Origin of the sequence: Flavobacterium terrisoli, from assembly GCF_030167905.1 — a bacterium.
In the GTDB taxonomy this organism is placed as follows: Bacteria; Bacteroidota; Bacteroidia; order Flavobacteriales; family Flavobacteriaceae; genus Flavobacterium; species Flavobacterium terrisoli.
This window is the reverse complement of record NZ_JARGNA010000002.1, coordinates 386,682-401,533: the sequence shown is the minus strand read 5'-3', so window position 1 is coordinate 401,533 and position 14,852 is coordinate 386,682. Positions and strand designations below refer to the sequence as shown.

Genomic DNA, 14,852 nt, shown 5'->3' with positions numbered 1-14,852 from the left:
TTGAGGTTGCAAAAGTAATTATTTTAATAATACTTATTCAGGATTGGCGATGATTTTAAACAAAGCGGCATTCGAATCCAAAAAACGATTTTCGAGTTGTAATTTAGATAATTGAGCAGTAACCAAGTTGTTTTCGCGCGAATTGATTAAAAAGACAGAGCTTTCGCCAAATGAAAAAAGCCTTTCTTCAGAAGCTAACATCGTACTATAATCGTTAACCAAACTTTCAATCAACTGTTGTTGTTTTTCCAATGAAGCGATTTCGGTTTGCTGCACTTTGATTTTGTTTTTTAATTGTACTCTTTCCAAATCTAAATCAAATCTTACATCTTGTAGTTTGTATTTGGCCAATCGCAAACTCCCGCGTTCTTTGCGCAAAAATACCGGAAAGGAAAAATTTACGCCCACTTTGTAATCCTGAAAGCGGTAATTGTCAAAATAACTCGGTTCGGATAAATAGGAATAACCCAAATCGATTTTGGGCAAAAGCATATTGGCTTTGAGTTTTCTTTCTACTTCGAGCATTTCGATTTTATTTTCGAGGGCATTGATTTTCGGATGGTTTTCCAAAGATGGATTGGCCAACATCAAGTCATTGGTTCGCAAAGTTTCTTTGATGGTCGCGGCCAAATTTTCCTCCGGAACCAAATCGTCTTGCAATTCGAGCGGTACATTATTTTCCAACCAAAGGAAATTGGACAATTCCAATCGGGCTTTAGCCAATTTCAGTTTGGATTCTTCCAAACTCAACTTTCGGTTTCTAACGATAATTCCGGCTTCCACGCTGTCAATGGCAGGTTTGTCTCCTTCCTCGATGGATTTTGCAATGCCTTTGTAACGCACTTCGGCATTGGTCAAATAATTTTGATACAAAGTGACTTCACCAAAATTTCGCTTCCAATTGAAATAAGCCACCGAAGCATCATATAGCACTGAAATCGCCATTAAATTGCGTTCGGCCTGACTCAATTTGAGTTGGATTTTGGCTTTGCGCAAATCGGCCATGCGTTGGTTGATAAACATTCCTTGTCCCAATGGAATTGAGATGCCTAATGATGTCAAACCTTGATTTGGAACCGTATTTTCAGGATTTAAATAAATGCCATCGTTGTTGTCAAATCCGGCTTTGATTTCTACGCCATACCAAGTTGGGATTTTGAAACTGCTGTTCAGTATCGAATAATATTCGTTGTCTTTGAATTTCTTTTGTTCAAAATCGACTTCAATTTTAGGATCAAAACCACCGCGTGCCATCATTAAATTGGCTTGTGCCAGATTGAGTTGTAAGTTGGCACTTTTAACCAATGGATGGTATTTTTTAACATACCCTAAAAACTCATTATAGCTGAGTTCTTTGGTAGCCTTTTGACTCCAAACCGTAAATCCGAAAAATAAAAAAACGACAAGAATAGATTTCATTACTTTTTGTCTTTTTGAAGGTTGTTTTTGGGTTGGTAATAATTGGGAGGAAAACCATTTAGTGTTCGCCAAATTTCAAACCAAACCGGAACATTGTCTAACAGCGCTAAAGTTTGCGCTCCCGATCCAATGCTGATTTGTTTTGGCCAAGGCACATCATTTTCATCCGGTGCAATTAAAACTCTGAATTTTCCATTATCGCTGATAAAATTTTCGATGGCTACAATCTTTCCGCCAAAAGTACCGTAAGACATATTGGGCCAACCCGAGAAAACAATAGTCGGCCAACCGTCAAACCAAATTCTCACTTTTTCTCCTTTATGTAAAAGTGGTAAATCTGTCGGAGTGACAAAAGTTTCCACCGCTATATCATATTTCGCCGGCATAATGCTGACGATTTGCGTGCCTTCCTTAATCGTTTCGCCAATGCCCGATTGCAGCGCTCGGTTGACATATCCGCTTTGTGGCGCTTTGATATAATACATGCCGTTTCGAATTTGGTAATTGGTGTACTGGTTTTTGAGTTTGTTGACTTGCGCTTCAGTGTCGTACTGACTGCTGAGTGCCGTGTATTGGTCGCTTCGGGCTTTTTGTTCTTTTTCGTTGTACTCGGCAATGATGCGATTGATTTCTACTTTGGCGTTTATCAATTCGTTTTCACTGGCCAATAATTTGTTTTCTTGGGTAATGATTTTGGCTTCGGTTTCTTGTAATTTCAAGCGTTTTTCTTCCACATCAGTCATGGGTTTTAAACCTTCTTTATTGAGCGCTAAAGAACGGTTAAATTGTGTGGTCGCGATTTTAATTTGGGTTCTCACGGCCACCAAATCCATGCTGTCGCTTTTGACTTTTAGTCTTGACTGTTTGATTTTATTTTGGGCTTGTTGCAATTTCAATTGGCGTTCACTTTGAATCGCTGCTATTTGGGCATCGAGTGAAGTCACTTTGCCACCATAAGATTTTCCGGCGAGTTCTTTCGCTTTGAGTTGGTTTTCGGTGTTTTTTACCAAGTTGGGATCTAAATAATCTTCTTTGGTTTCAGAAATAAAAAGTATGGTATCGCCTTTTTGCACAAAATCACCTTCTTTGATATACCATTTTTCAATTCGTCCCGCGATGGCGGAATGAATAGTTTGTGGTCTTTGGTCGGGCTTTAAAGTCGTAACGGCTCCGGTTCCGGAGATGTTTTGTGTCCATGGCAAAAACAAAATCAGTAAACAAAACAGAGAAACACCAACTATGATTTTGTTCAAAATTTTGTAATGCGGTCGGTTGTTCAGCGTTTTAAACGTGCTGAATTTTTCTATGCTTTCGCCAATTCGGTTGTTGTTTGAAATGTTAAGCATTGTTATTGTTTTTTAGTGTCTTTGATTATTTTTCCTTCACTCATGGTGATGTTTCGGGTGCATTTTTGTTTCCAATACTCGTTTTTAGAGGAAACAATCAGCGTCCAATTGTTCTCTTTGGAGGTAATAAAATCAATCACTTCTTTTGCAGCATCATTGTCCATTTTATCTAAAGCATCTTCATAGAAAAGAATTTTCGGTCGGTTTATTATGCTTCGGGCTAAAAGGACTTTTTGGGCATTAGACGAAGATAGTTGTTTGCCTTCGGGATAAATTTTGGTATCCAAACCTTTGGGTAACGACTTGATAAAATCACCCAAGCGCACGCTTTCAATCGCCCATTTCAAATCTTCCTGGGAAACCAACGGATTGTTGAAAGTGATGTTTTCCAAAATAGTGCCTTCAAAAGGTGTTTCTCCTATAATAATTGTACTGATTTGCGAGCGGTATTGTTCCAAATCAATTTTTCGATAGGTATCATCATTGATGTAAAACGAACCCGAAGTAGGTTGCAGCAACCCGGAAAGAATGCGAATCAAGGTTGTTTTTCCGGAACCATTTAGTCCTTCCAAATAGATTTTTTCTGATTGCTCGATCGTTAGATTTATTTTTTCTAAAACAGAGTTGGGTGCATCGGGAAATTTATAGCTCAAATTTTCAGCGGCTAATTGAATATTGGTATAACAATAATCCGCTGCTCTTGTCGAGGTTTCTTCAATTTCTAAGTCGGTGATTTGACCAATTTTTTCCACCGCGGTCAAAACATCATAAAGGGTTTCCAATCCGATTACAATTTTTTCCACCGAATTGATGACCAATAAGATGATGATTTCTGCCGCTACGAACTGCCCGATATTCATCTTTTGATTCAGTACCAAATAGCCACCAATCAATAATAATCCGGCAGTGATGATGATTTTGAAGACAATCAATTGGGTAAATTGTCTTTTGATAATTCCAAAATGTCTTTCGCGATAGGTCAGGTATTCCGAAACCAGTCGGTCATTTTTGGTCAAAGCAAAATCGAAGTTGGAAGATTTTTTAAAACTGAAATTGTTTCGCGCCATTTCCTGTAGCCAGCTCACGACTTTGTATTTGTATTTTGATTCTTTTAAACTACTCGATAGGCCTGAATTATAAGAAAAGCGAAAGATGACATACAGTAAAAGAACAAGCAAAATGCCAAAGAATATAAAAAAAGGATGGTAAAGAGAAAGCAAGATAATCCCGAAAACAATTTGCAATAAGGCTGAAGAAAAGTCAATCAGCAGCTTTGAAGCGCCCTTTTGAATGGTCAAAGTGTCAAAAAAACGATTAGCCAACTCGGGCGGATATTGGTTGTGCAACGCATCGGTTTTGATTTTTGGCAAACGAAATCCAAATTCAAAGGAAGAACGGATGAATATTTTTTGTTGCAAATTCTCTGTGATGCGCAATTGCATTAAAGATAAAATGCCCACCAATGCCACACCGGCAATTACTATAAACACTAAAACAATCCATGAAACGCTAACTCTGCCCGATTGAATCAGGTTGATGATTGCCTGAATGCCCAAGGGTAATGACAAACTTACCAATCCGGCAAAAATGGCGTAAAAAAATATCTGTAGAATATCCTTTCTATCAAGCTTCAGTAAGTTGATTAATCTTTGAGACGCGGTTAGTGCCATAGTTATTTTCTTAAAGTTTTTTGTGCTAAATCAATATAAAAATCCGTTGGCGAATTATTTTCATTGCAATTGGTAATGGTTTTCAAATGGTCCTTTAAAAAGTGTTGGTGCAACGAACCTTCGACTATCGAAGAAGCCAAACTTTTGGCATAACCATACTCCGGATTTATCTCTTGAATGATATCGATGATTCGGTTGATTACTCTCTTGTAAACCAAAAAGAAACCTTCTCTGTTTTCTTCATCTACCTCTTTGGTCAAAAAGGTTTTGGTGAATTCGGCTATGATTATTTTATTCAAAATTGCTTCGTTGATGTGTAGTGTCGTTGAATCATCTTCAATTTTTTCAGTTACGATGGTAATGGCTCTTTTGAGCTTGTCCATTGGGTCAACAATGTTGGAAGTGGAAAAGGCCAAGCGGTATTCCATCCAACCCCAATACCATGAAGACAAGTAAACCAAAAGTTTGTGTTTGCTCTCAAAATAACGGTATATTGAACTTTCATTGGAACCAATTCTTTCGCCCAGTTTTTTAAAAGTGAAAACTTCAAATCCAATTTCGTCAATCAAGACAATGCTTTCTTGAATGATTTTCTTGCCAAGAGTTGATGTTTCCGGGTCTTTCACGTAAATTTTTTCGTTTACCTGAATTTTTAAGTTAGTGAGAATAGTGTTCATATTGATTGTTTTTTATGCAAATATAATAGTAATACTATCATGTTTGAGATTTTAACTTTTATTTATAAATCATTTATCTTTTCCATTATGAGAAATGTCATATTTTTATAAGGTATTCCGATTTAATTTTGAACAAAATTTTAGTTATGAGCAAATATGTTAGTGCTGCCGAAGCAGTTAAAGTTGTAAAGTCTAATGACAGGGTTTACGTTCAAGCTGCGGCAGCCACTCCGACCATTTTAACCAAAGCCTTAGCCGACAGAGCTGCAGAACTCCGCAATGTTGAGGTTTGTCATTTACATACCGAAGGGCCAGCGCCTTATGCCAACCCTGATTTAGCCGATAGTTTTCACGTGAATTCCTTTTTTATTGGTGCCAATGTTCGACATACTTTATCAGCAGGAAATGGTTCGTATACTCCGGTTTTTCTGAGCGAGTTGCCTCATTTGTTTCGCAAAAAAGTATTGCTGATTGATGTAGCATTCATCCACGTTTCGCCGCCTGATAAGCATGGTTATTGTTCGTTGGGCGTATCCGTTGAAGCGACTGTAGCCGCCATTGAAAACGCTAAAATTGTCATTGCCCAAGTCAATCCGCAAATGCCGAGAACTTTTGGCGATGGGATTCTTCATGTAGACGAAATCGACTATTTGGTCGAGGTTAACGAGCCCATTTTTGGGCATGCGCCAACCCCTTTTTCCAAAGAAGAAGAAAAAATAGGAGAATATGTTGCCTCTTTAATTGAAGACCGAAGCACTTTGCAAATGGGTATTGGTTCCATTCCCAATGCGGCTTTGAGCAAATTGAAAAACCACAAAGATTTAGGGCTGCACACCGAAATGTTCTCCGATGGTGTAATTGATTTGATAGAAAGTGATGTGATTAATTGTAATTATAAAGGCACCTTGCGCGGCAGAGTTTTAGCCACTTTTTTAATTGGTTCCAAACGTTTGTATGATTTTGTCAATGACAATCCATTTATAGAAATGAAGGAATCTTCGATGGTAAACGATACGGCCCGCATTCGTAAAAATCCTAAAATGGTGGCGATTAATTCTGCGATAGAAGTAGATGTGACCGGACAAGTTTGTGCCGATTCTATTGGTGCCAAAATGTATTCCGGCGTTGGTGGTCAAATGGATTTCATCCGTGGTGCTTCTTTGAGCGATGGCGGAAAAGCGATTATTGCCTTGCCATCCATCACCAAAAGAGGTGAAAGCAGAATTGTGCCTTATTTGAAACAAGGTGCCGGAGTAGTCTCAACGCGTTCTCACGTGCAATACATTATTACCGAAAACGGCATTGCCGATTTATATGGTAAAACCCTAAAACAACGCTTCAACGAAATGGTGAAAATTGCCCATCCAAACCATCAGGAAAGTATTGAAAGAAGTTATTATGAAATGTTGAAATAAAAAATCCCTCAGCGGAGGGATTTTTTTATAATCGTACCAAAAGTGATCTTCCGGTCATGACTTCGGGTTTTGGAATGCCCATCAGTTCTAAAATGGTTGGAGCCAAATCGCCCAAAACACCATCGTGTACACGGATGTGGTCTTTGTCAACCAAAATAATCGGCACTGGATTTGTCGTGTGTGCCGTGTTCGGTGAACCATCTGGATTGATCATGGTTTCGCAGTTTCCGTGGTCGGCAATAATGATGGTGGTATAATCATTGGCTAAAGCCGCTTCTACTACTTCTTTAACACAAGCATCTACAGCTTCACAAGCTTTGATAGCGGCTTCCATAACACCGGTATGTCCAACCATGTCGCCATTGGCAAAATTCAAACAAACAAAATCTACTTTGCCTTCTTTTAATTCCGGAACTAAAGCGTCTTTCAATTCAAAGGCGCTCATTTCGGGTTGTAAATCGTAAGTCGCCACTTTTGGTGAGTTTCTCAGGATGCGGGTTTCGCCTCTAAACGGAATTTCCCTTCCGCCCGAAAAGAAGAACGTTACGTGTGGATATTTTTCAGTTTCCGCAATGCGGATTTGCGTTTTGTTGTGTTTTTCTAAGACTTCGCCAAGCGTTTCGGTGATATTGTCTTTGTCGTAAATCACGTGAACGTTTTCATAAGTATCATCGTAATTTGTCATCGTCACATAGTACAAATTGAGCTTGTGCATGTTGAATTCGTGGAAATCTTTTTGTGAAAGCGCTTCAGTTAACTCTCTTCCTCTGTCGGTTCTGAAGTTGAAAAAAATCACCACGTCCTCATTTTGAATGGTAGCCAAAGGTTGGTTGCTTGTGTCAACTGCAGTAATCGGCTGGATGAACTCATCGGTTACATTTTCGGCATAACTATCGGCTATGCTTTGAACGATATTAGTGGAATGTTTTCCTGTTCCGTTTACGATTAAGTCATAAGCCAGTTTTACGCGCTCCCACCGTTTGTCTCTGTCCATCGCATAATAACGACCTACCACAGAAGCAATTTTAACGGTAGTGTTTTGGATATAATCTTCTAAATCCTGAATATATCCTTTACCCGATTTCGGATCGACATCACGGCCATCGGTAAAAGCGTGAACAAATACTTTTTGTAACCCAAAATCCTGAGAAGCATCAATCAATCCGCGCAAATGTGACGTATGTGAATGCACACCGCCATCTGAAACCAATCCTAAAAAATGAACTGCTTTGTTGTTGTCTTTGGCATATTGAAAAGCATCAACCAAAGGTTTTTCCTGATTCATGGTTTTATGAGCCACAGCCAAATTGATTTTGGCCAAATCCTGATACACGATACGGCCTGCACCAAGATTCATATGACCCACTTCGGAATTCCCCATTTGACCTTCGGGTAAACCAACATTTAAGCCGTCAGTTCTGAGTTGGGCATTTGGATATTGCGCATAAAGGCTATTGATAAAAGGAACATTGGCATTGTCAATGGCGGATACTTTAGGATCAGGTGATTTTCCCCAACCGTCTAAAATCATAAGGATTACTTTCTTGTTCATCAGAATTATATTGAACAACAAATATAAAGCTAAATTTTGACTTTTTTAGAAGCGTTCTCTCGTTTTAGGTTTGGTAAACGATTTGAAAAATCTCGAGTTTTTCATCGAATTGTAATCGATAAAATAGCGAATGCTTATTGAAAATACGTGGCTGAGATTTTCGCTGTCCAAAGCGTCATTCAGATTGCTTTCCAGTTGTCGGTTGAATTCCCGGCTGAATAGTGCGGCGTTGTTTCGATACAAAACAGAAACCTGACTTCCGGGAGCAAACCACCAGGAATAGGTTAGGTCCAGATTCCATAAATTCAAATTGGAATTTTTATTTTCAGTATAAGTAGTGTTTTCGGCTAAACTTCCATCATCTTGTAAGGTCAATATTTCATGGTTGACAACATAAGACCAATAATGGCGGACGTTTAGGTTAAAATTCATCTTGTTGTTGATGGAATATTTTCCCTGTAATGTGTTGATGTAAGTGATTCTGTTTCTTCTGGCGAAGATGGTATTGTCAAAATCATCAAAATCTATCCAGCCAACATTGTTGTTTTGCCTGTTGAAATTAAAATTATAAATCAGCGAAAATCGGTCATTAAAACGGTATCTGGGACTAACAATGAAGCCATAATTTTTTCTGTCTTTTTCATCAAAAAGGGTAACCGACGGGCTGATGTCGAAAGCAAACTTTCTATTGTAATTAGTTGAGTACGTAAGGTAAGTTCTGAAATTTTTCGGGACTGCTACAAATTTTTGCTCTTCAAAAGATCTTGGTTCATAAAAATCATAAACTTCTAAAGGACTTGCGTTGATACCAAACGCATAAAAATCATTTTTTTTGTCATAAGTATTAAAAAACAAATTCAAATTTCCAGCCTGAATCCTATCGGTCCTGTTGTCAAACTCTACATAGGAATTCAAATTCGCCTCAAATCCGTTGAATATTGTATTTGGATTCAGGATTCGGTAACTGGAATTGGCATAAAAACCGTGATAATGCGTTTGATTGTTTATGCCCAAATCATTGTTGTCAAAATCTTTGGACGCGTAGACACCTCCAATGCTGTATCGGTATTTTCCACTGGTTTCCCCAAGATTAATGTTGGCCGCAATTCCTTTTTGGTCTTCCGTGTCGGCCATGTTGTTGATGTAGCTGTATTTAACAGCGCCGGAAAGATTGTGCGTGTTTTTCTTTGTATTTAAATCCCAAACGAAAGCTGAAACGTTGGCATCCCTGAAATCTCCGTTTCGGGTTACATTGGTATTGATCAATGAGACAGAAGAGTTTTTACTGAAACGTTGGTCTAAAACAAAAACATTATAATTGGTCAACGGAGCAATATTTTCCAAACGGGTTTCTCCCGTATCGTTATTCTTAATGATGACACCAGTGTTTTCGGTCACAGCGTTTAAGACACCAATGCCTAATCCGTTTTTGGTTCTTCCCGAAACCTTTACGGCATTGATTAGTTTTATTGAACTAGGCCGGTCAATAACGGTTTCATTGTCTGCAACATCAATTTCCGGAGTTTCGCCTATTCGACGGGTATAAAGCAAAGAACCTTTGCTAAACAAATCGGTTCCTTCGGTAAAGAACGGACGGTTTTCGGAAAACTGTTGTTCAAATGCTGTCAGGTTTAATTCAACATTGTCGAATTTGGTTTGGCCAAAATCAGGAATCAAAATAGCATCCAAAGTAAACGCGTCATTGATGCCATATTTAATATCCATTCCGCCTTTGAATTCGCCAAATGTCTTTTGGGTTTTGCTGGTATACAAATACTGGGAAGCGTATGGAATCAAAAACAATCGGGTAGGTGTTTTAATATTTTCAATGCCTTCAAGCATGCCGGCTTGTGTACTTTCGTTTACAATTTTGGCATCCAAAAAAGACCAGGAATATTGTTGCCTGTCGCGACGAATCTCGCGATAGAAATTTAAACCCCAAGGTTGTTTTCCATCGGTTGGGAACCGCAAGGCCGCATATGGTATTTTCATCTCAACGGTCCAGCCGAAATTGGTCACGTCAACATGGCTTTCCCAAATGGCATCCCAGGAAAAATCTTCTCCGTTCGTTTCGGTATATATTCCGTCCTGTTGCACTCCGGCGGCACTCACAAAAAAGCGAAACTCCTGTTGACCGTCATTGTATCCATTGAAAAAGACACCAAAATGGTCGGCAGTTGAAAAATTATCTCTTAAGGTGAGTTCTTTTAAAATTCGGCTTGGTTCGTTATCATATAAAGTAGCGGCAACATAAATAGCGGAGTTGTCATAAACAATCTTTACTTCGGTTCGTTTTTCATTGGCGATTGCCTTACCATTATCGGGATTAATCATGATAAAGTCAGTGGCAATCTCGGCATCTTTCCAGACAGGTTCATCAAACCTGCCGTCAATTACAATTTTTCCGGTGGTGTTTTTTGTATGAAGTACTTTTTTTTGACTGAAAGTATGGCCTGCAAAGAGCAGAAACACACATAAAAAAAAGCTGAAAAACTTTGGCATTGATAGTTTTGTTTGACAAACAAAAATAACTATTTAATTCATATTTGCAATCTTTAGCAAAAGAAAACCGGTTGATTCTAACGGTTTTAGAAAAATTAAAATTTGCTTAATAAAAGGGCAAATATTTGGTTTTGGAGAATTATAATATATATTTGCCCTACCCATGTCTAATATTAAACCTATAGAAGTCAATGAATTATAAGTCTTTCGCTCTATTGTTTTTTGTGTTGTTGATGTCATTCAACACTGTTCCCGATAAAACAAATCCAATTACTGTAGAAACTGCAGCCACTGAAAAGGAGGCTACAGCCAATGTGTCCGTTTACAATCAATTGGACGCAAATTCTTATACTTTGCCGAGTTTTGAAAGTTTTAATCTGGCTTTAGACGGATTTAATTATCTTAAAAATAAAGGCGTTGTTGAAAAAAATATCCTGACGATTGTTGATTTCAGTTTGTCATCAAATGCCAAAAGACTTTGGGTAATTGATTTAGACAATAATAAAGTGATATTCCAAACTTTAGTGGCACATGGTAGAAATACCGGTGAAGAATATGCTCAGGATTTTTCAAATCAGGCAGAATCATTTAAAAGCAGTGTTGGATTTTATGCTACAGCCGAAATCTACAATGGTAAACACGGCATGTCATTAAAATTAGACGGATTGCAAAAAGGACTGAATGATAACGCCAGAGAAAGAGCCGTGGTAATGCATGGAGCGGATTATGTTTCTGAATCGTTTATCAAGCAAAACAAAAGATTAGGCAGAAGCCAGGGTTGTCCGGCTGTTCCGGTTGAAATGAACCAGAAAATCATCAATGCGATTAAAGACAAATCTTGTTTGTTTATCTATCATCCTGCCGCTGCAAGGCAAATCATTTCTAAGTTGGCTTCTTAGTTTTTTACCGTATTACATAACGAATTCCAATTCCGGTTATATCGAATTTTATAACTAAATGGTTCTCTATGGGTTATAAACGCTGAAAATTTTAAAGTAATTTTTTTTAAAAAAAACTTGCATCGAAAGAATGTTATTCTATATATTTGCACTCGCAAACAAGTTCACTGAACACCTTATTTAAATAAGTGCTTTGTGAAGTAATGCGGAAGTAGCTCAGTTGGTAGAGCTCCAGCCTTCCAAGCTGGTTGTCGCGAGTTCGAGCCTCGTCTTCCGCTCTAAAGCCTTAACGAAAGTTGAGGCTTTTTTATTTTGTGGGCGTTCCGGCAGAGCCGTCGCGCTTTCCGCAGTACACGGTACTGGTTTCAATCGCTAACGCAGCGGGCCATGCGCCATCTGGCTCCGTCGCTAAAACAGTCCACAGGACTGTTTTTATACGCTCGGCCCAATCCAGGACAAATCACTTTCCGCTTCCAATTCTGTCGGAGTTTCATTCTGCCTGAACAATCGCGCAGTTAAACTTCCTTTTAAAATTATTTTCGAATCGTTTACTTCTAACCAACTTCCTTCACGCAATCCCAAAACCGGAGTCGTATTGAAAGCATGGAATTCCTTGATTCTCGTTTCGCGGGTTTCGCCCATGTGCTTGCTGTTCAAATCCGGATCTAAATAGTGCGGATTCAAATTAAACGGGATCAACCCTAAAGTCTTAAAACTCGGCGGATAGATGATCGGCATGTCATTGGTGGTTTGCATCGTCAATCCGGTGATGTTGCTTCCGGCGCTCGAACCTAAGTATGGCGTTCCGTTTTCAACCGTCTGGGCCAAAACTTCCATGACCTTATTTTGGTACAATTGGGTCACCAATAAAAAAGTATTGCCGCCGCCGGTAAATATGCCTTGTGCTTTTTGAATTCCTTCTGCTGGATTTTCAAATTCGTGCAAACCTTTGACTGTTTTATTGATTTTGGCGAAAGCCGAACGGACAACATCAGTATATCCGTCATGTGAAATGCCACCGGGACGGGCATAAGGAACAAAAAGAATCTCACTACAATCCTTGAAGTGGTTTTCTAAGGTTGGCAACAAATACTCCAAATAATTTCCCCCGTGTACCGTTGACGTACTGGCAATAATCAGTTTTTTCATTTTGGTTAAATCTTTTTCAAAAGTAATGTTTTTACTGATTTTATTTAACAAAAAATTACCAAGACGTTGGCATTTATTTAGGACAGCCGTAGGATATTTTTACCTAATTTAATTCCTGAAAATGAATCGATTTTTTAAAATAGCGCTCTTGCTGATGATTGTCAATGTGGCTTTTGCCCAAAATAGGACAGCCAAAAAGATAAAAGGCAAAGTGACTTCGGAGTTCATTGATTTGGATGGCATTTATATTATAAACTTACGAAGTGATGCCGCTACGGCAACGGAAAAAGAAGGTTATTTTACCATCAATGCCAGTGTTGGCGACACTTTAATGTTTTCGGCTTTTCAGATAAAAGGCAGAAAAGTGGTGATTTCCGAGAGTGATTTTGATAAGGATTTGATTTTGGTCAAATTGGAGCCAATGATTAACCGACTGGATGAGGTTGTAGTCAAACAATACAAAAACATTAATGCCGTTTCACTCGGAATTATTTCGGCGGATATTAAGCGTTATACACCGGCTGAAAGAAAATTGCGAACTGCTTCGGGTGTTGATTTGGCTGGGAATACAGATGGCAGTTCCGGAGGTTCTGTTGGGCTCGATCCATTGTTTAATTGGATGTCTGGGCGAACGGCGATGCTTGAAAAAGAAGTGGAAGTAGAGCGGAAAGAAACATTGCTTCGAAGAATTGAAAACCAGTTTGGCTTTGATTATTTTATCAAGAAATTAAAAATTCCGGAGGAATACGTCAAAGGCTTTTGGTATTATGTAGTGGAAGATACTACATTTGCCACAGCACTCAATGCAAAGAATAAAACAATGGCAGCATTCAAGTTAGCGGAATTGGCCACAAAATATATTGATCTTTTGAGAGCTGATGATAAATAGTTACTACTTTTGAAATCTTAGTCAAAAAGATGAAGATTAAATTGCTGATCATATTAACCTTTTTTCAAAGTTTCGGGTTTTGTCAATCTACTGAGTTGACTTTTCTGAGAGGAAGAATAATTTGCCCTATTAAGGAATTGGGAGAAGTCAATATCTTTAATCTTCGGTCGGAATCGGGTACTACTTCCAATAACAGCGGTAGTTATACTATGTTTGTGAAAGCGGGCGATACATTGCAGTTTCAGAGTTTGCAGATTGAAACCAAAAAAGTTGTGATTCGTCAAGAGGATTTGGCCAAATCGATTTTGGTAACCACTTTGGTCCCAAAAACCATTAACCTGGAAGAAGTTGAAATCAAAGACAACAGTAATATCAATGCAGTTTCACTCGGAATCTTACCCAAACCGGCAAAAAAATATACACCTGCCGAAAGAAGACTGCAAACAGCATCAGAAGTAGATTTTACACCTTCAGTCGGACTCATGGCCGGAGGTTCGTTTGGTGTAGATCCAATCATAAATGCCATAACCGGAAGAACAGCAATGCTCAAAAAAGAATTGGAAGTGGAGCGAAAAGAAAGATTGATGACCAGAATTGAAAGCCAATTCAAACCAGATTATTTCACCAAAAAATTAAAAATTCCCGAAGAAAATGTCAAAGGATTTTTATACTACATTGTTGAAGATGCTAAACTGACCAACTACATAAAAGCCAAAAATAAAGGCATGGCCAAATTCAGGATGAGTGAATTGGCCACACAATATTTGGCAATGCAAAAAATGGATAAAAAATAATGTTTTTTGAGCTATGAAAAGATTGCTGAGGATTTTGGTTTTGTTATTGCTTTTGTTTGGATTTACTGCCGTGAGTGCTCATCGTTTTTATGTAGCGATTTACCAAATTGATTTTGTGCCCCAGAAAAAAAGAGTGGAAATTACCACTCGGATTTTTATGGATGATTTGAACGATGCAGTAACAAAAGCTTATAAAAAAAGCACCAATATCGGTACCGAAAAGGAAACGCAGGAAGACATAGTATTGCTAAAAAAATATTTAGCAGAAAACTTCAGGATTTCCATCAACGGCAAACCAAAGGAATATAATTATTTGAGCCACGAAATTGAAAGCAATGTGGTTGTCTGCTATTTGAGCATCAAGGAAATTGCCAAAGTTTCTTCGCTTCAGGTTGAGAATTCCATACTGACAGAAGTGCATTCCGATCAGCAAAACATTATTCAGTTCAATAATAATGGTAAGAAACAGAATCTTTTACTGTCTTCTTCAATCACTAAAGGAATGTTAAAATAATTTCCGAATTTATTCCATAACTTAAA

The 14,852-nt window shown here is 38.3% G+C and carries 12 protein-coding genes and 1 tRNA gene; 6 read left to right on the top strand and 7 right to left on the bottom strand.

Going from position 1 to position 14,852, the window contains the following annotated elements; translation table 11 throughout:
* Positions 1 to 33: 33 nt before the first annotated feature.
* From P1K33_RS03800 to P1K33_RS03785, 4 genes are read right to left on the bottom strand one after another with little or no spacing between them, the layout of a single operon-like run.
* Positions 34 to 1,419 (bottom strand): TolC family protein, encoded by a 1,386-nt coding sequence (locus P1K33_RS03800; protein WP_284651542.1) that lies wholly within the window; start codon positions 1,417 to 1,419, stop codon positions 34 to 36.
* Positions 1,419 to 2,765: an HlyD family secretion protein gene (locus tag P1K33_RS03795; RefSeq protein WP_284651540.1), complete on the bottom strand. Its 1,347-nt coding sequence runs from the start codon at positions 2,763 to 2,765 to the stop codon at positions 1,419 to 1,421. Before P1K33_RS03795 ends, P1K33_RS03800 begins: the two co-directional genes overlap by 1 nt.
* Before the next feature lie 2 nt (positions 2,766 to 2,767).
* A complete protein-coding gene (locus tag P1K33_RS03790) occupies positions 2,768 to 4,435 on the bottom strand; it encodes a peptidase domain-containing ABC transporter (protein WP_284651539.1) in 1,668 nt (555 codons plus the stop codon).
* A gap of 2 nt (positions 4,436 to 4,437) precedes the next feature.
* Positions 4,438 to 5,112 (bottom strand): TetR/AcrR family transcriptional regulator, encoded by a 675-nt coding sequence (locus P1K33_RS03785; RefSeq protein WP_284651538.1) that lies wholly within the window; start codon positions 5,110 to 5,112, stop codon positions 4,438 to 4,440.
* A 146-nt stretch (positions 5,113 to 5,258) separates the two neighbouring features.
* Between P1K33_RS03785 and P1K33_RS03780 the strand changes: the two genes are divergently transcribed.
* Complete coding sequence (locus tag P1K33_RS03780; RefSeq protein WP_284651536.1) at positions 5,259 to 6,527, top strand: acetyl-CoA hydrolase/transferase family protein; 1,269 nt, start codon at positions 5,259 to 5,261, stop codon at positions 6,525 to 6,527.
* A gap of 25 nt (positions 6,528 to 6,552) precedes the next feature.
* Here P1K33_RS03780 and gpmI read toward each other — a convergent pair whose 3' ends face one another.
* Together gpmI and P1K33_RS03770 are read right to left on the bottom strand one after the other, a co-directional pair.
* A complete protein-coding gene (gpmI, locus tag P1K33_RS03775; RefSeq protein WP_284651535.1) occupies positions 6,553 to 8,079 on the bottom strand; it encodes a 2,3-bisphosphoglycerate-independent phosphoglycerate mutase in 1,527 nt (508 codons plus the stop codon).
* 45 nt (positions 8,080 to 8,124) lie between these two features.
* Complete coding sequence (locus P1K33_RS03770; protein WP_284651533.1) at positions 8,125 to 10,581, bottom strand: DUF5916 domain-containing protein; 2,457 nt, start codon at positions 10,579 to 10,581, stop codon at positions 8,125 to 8,127.
* 191 nt (positions 10,582 to 10,772) lie between these two features.
* Between P1K33_RS03770 and P1K33_RS03765 the strand changes: the two genes are divergently transcribed.
* Together P1K33_RS03765 and P1K33_RS03760 are read left to right on the top strand one after the other, a co-directional pair.
* A complete protein-coding gene (locus P1K33_RS03765; protein WP_284651531.1) occupies positions 10,773 to 11,480 on the top strand; it encodes a murein L,D-transpeptidase catalytic domain family protein in 708 nt (235 codons plus the stop codon).
* 205 nt (positions 11,481 to 11,685) lie between these two features.
* Positions 11,686 to 11,758, top strand: a tRNA-Gly gene (locus tag P1K33_RS03760).
* A 154-nt stretch (positions 11,759 to 11,912) separates the two neighbouring features.
* Here P1K33_RS03760 and pepE read toward each other — a convergent pair.
* On the bottom strand, positions 11,913 to 12,629 hold the full coding sequence (pepE, locus tag P1K33_RS03755; protein ID WP_284651530.1) for a dipeptidase PepE: 717 nt from the start codon (positions 12,627 to 12,629) through the stop codon (positions 11,913 to 11,915).
* A 121-nt stretch (positions 12,630 to 12,750) separates the two neighbouring features.
* On the opposite strand from pepE, the gene P1K33_RS03750 reads away from it, so the two are divergent.
* Genes P1K33_RS03750 through P1K33_RS03740 form a run of 3 tightly spaced genes read left to right on the top strand, consistent with a single transcriptional unit; the run spans position 12,751 to position 14,826 of the window.
* A complete protein-coding gene (locus P1K33_RS03750; RefSeq protein WP_284651529.1) occupies positions 12,751 to 13,518 on the top strand; it encodes a hypothetical protein in 768 nt (255 codons plus the stop codon).
* Between the two features lie 29 nt (positions 13,519 to 13,547).
* Positions 13,548 to 14,312, top strand: a complete 765-nt coding sequence (locus P1K33_RS03745) for a BamP family beta-assembly machinery protein (protein ID WP_284651527.1) — start codon at positions 13,548 to 13,550, stop codon at positions 14,310 to 14,312.
* A 13-nt stretch (positions 14,313 to 14,325) separates the two neighbouring features.
* On the top strand, positions 14,326 to 14,826 hold the full coding sequence (locus tag P1K33_RS03740) for a DUF6702 family protein (RefSeq protein ID WP_284651526.1): 501 nt from the start codon (positions 14,326 to 14,328) through the stop codon (positions 14,824 to 14,826).
* The last annotated feature ends 26 nt before the right edge of the window (positions 14,827 to 14,852 follow it).